This window comes from Candidatus Jordarchaeum sp., from assembly GCF_052745115.1.
The window spans coordinates 1-1,907 of the sequence record NZ_JBRAKS010000519.1 but is presented as its reverse complement, the minus strand read 5'-3'; the positions used below and the strand labels follow the sequence as shown (position 1 = coordinate 1,907).

Genomic DNA, 1,907 nt, shown 5'->3' with positions numbered 1-1,907 from the left:
AAGTCCAAGAATGGTATTATTTATCATTAAATCTTTCTACTGTTGTGAACCCTCTTTTATATCTTCAGTATTATGATATTTCGCAAGAAGTGTCATGTAAAGTTCTTGTAGCGGCTTACCTGGCAACCACATGTACACACCCGAGCCCACGAAAACAAACTCGTATTGAAGGATATCCCATTCCATATCTTTTTTGGTTACTTTAATAGTGTCAACCTCATGCCCTAATTCCTTAACGGCTTCCTCTATTTTCTTGGCAACCTTTTCGGTGTTACCAGTCATTGAATAATAAAGATTTAGAACTTTCATCTTCTTCCTCCTTTCCATTCCATTTATAGCTTTACGCTAAAAATTACAACTTTTAATGAGAAAAGTAATAGTATAAAAATGAATCTATTCCAAATACACCTCAAAACTCGCACTACTTTCATTATCATAAAAATATTAATATATGTAAAAGAATAATCGGCATTTCGATTGAACCATTTAATATCCGGAAAAAATTTCTGATAACTAAAGCCTGAGATATCTAATTTCTTAGAAGGTGAATATCTTATGTTGTTTGAGGTCACCGCGAAATGGAGTGGCGAAGGCTACGAGGGTAAAGTAGAATACACTAATGGAATCAGCATGGAATTCTGTGCAATGCCCCCATGGGGAAAACGAGAGGATCTAGTAACCCCGGAATCCTGTTTTGTAGCGGCAATCGCAATGTGCTATGAAATGTTCATGGTAGCCACGCTCAAGAGGATGAGAATCGAAGCCTCCATGATGGAAGTTAAAGCCGTGGGAGAAATAGCAGAGGGAGAGATGGCTCCTGGAAAAGCTTTCGACAGAATCGAATTAACGCCCCGCGTAAAAGTTTCAGAGGAAAACAAAGAAAAAGCAGTTAGAGCTACCGAGCTAGCGAAAGAATATTGCCTAATAACAAACTCATTAAAAGTCCCAGTGACAATATCGCCAGAAATACTTACGTAATCCTAAAGAAAAAAATAAATATGTGGCTCAAAAGCAAGTTGAGAAAAATAGGGCTAGTTTTCTCACTTTCTCTTTCTCTAAACTTAGGAACAAGTAAACTTTATAGTGATGTTGATTCGTTCGATTTACCTCCGAAAGGAACGTTTATAGAGCTTCTTTCCCGATTTAGAACCCCAAAATAAGAGCTAGAATTAAGCTAATCTACATCACTATAGTGTACGGAGGGAAAGGTTTTAAACTTCTAACTGAACTTCTAACTGTTAAAAAACCCCAAACTTATTTCGGTGATGTAAGTTTGGTTTCTTTAATAAAATCGGAGGCAAATATACATGGCTGAAGCGAAACCGCGTTTGGTTAAAGCTACTGCGAGTTGGAAAGGTGGAGGCTTACAGGGTAAGATAGACTATCTTAACGGCGTTAAACTGGATTATGTTGCGCCGCCGCCATTAGGACCGCGAACAGATTTAATAACACCGGAAGGGAGCCTCGTGGCGGCTCTGTGCATGTGCTATTCACTAACCCTCGTAGCCTTTCTCCAAGGCATGAAAATCGAAGTATCCGAATTAGAAGTCAGAGGTGTAGGGGAAGCACCCGCAGATCTGGGTCCAGGAAAGGGATTCAAGAAAATCGAACTAAAACCAGTGTTAAAAGTTAAGAAGGAAGACAGAGAAAAGGCACTTCAGGCAATAAATCAGGCCAAAGATTTTTGCCTAGTAGCCAACTCCCTAAAAGCACCAATAACACTCTCACCAGAGGTTAAAACGTAAACTAATCCAACCAACCGCAGAACGAGATAAATAAAAATCTTTTTTCTCCCCTTTTTTACCGTATACGGGAAATATATGCTTGTATTTTGCTCAACAAGTTTCCCCGAAAAGAAGCGTTTTTTTAAGCCCCCGAAACAAAGGAATAAACAACAACATAATTAA

The 1,907-nt window shown here is 38.7% G+C and carries 3 protein-coding genes; 2 read left to right on the top strand and 1 reads right to left on the bottom strand.

What is annotated here, in order from left to right:
• Positions 1 to 36 precede the first annotated feature (36 nt).
• On the bottom strand, positions 37 to 309 hold the full coding sequence (locus tag ACUVXA_RS20405) for a flavodoxin family protein (RefSeq protein ID WP_445873133.1): 273 nt from the start codon (positions 307 to 309) through the stop codon (positions 37 to 39).
• Positions 310 to 555: 246 nt separating this feature from the next.
• Between ACUVXA_RS20405 and ACUVXA_RS20400 the strand changes: the two genes are divergently transcribed.
• Positions 556 to 978 (top strand): OsmC family protein, encoded by a 423-nt coding sequence (locus ACUVXA_RS20400; protein WP_445873132.1) that lies wholly within the window; start codon positions 556 to 558, stop codon positions 976 to 978.
• Positions 979 to 1,307: 329 nt separating this feature from the next.
• Positions 1,308 to 1,745 (top strand): OsmC family protein, encoded by a 438-nt coding sequence (locus ACUVXA_RS20395; protein ID WP_445873131.1) that lies wholly within the window; start codon positions 1,308 to 1,310, stop codon positions 1,743 to 1,745.
• The last annotated feature ends 162 nt before the right edge of the window (positions 1,746 to 1,907 follow it).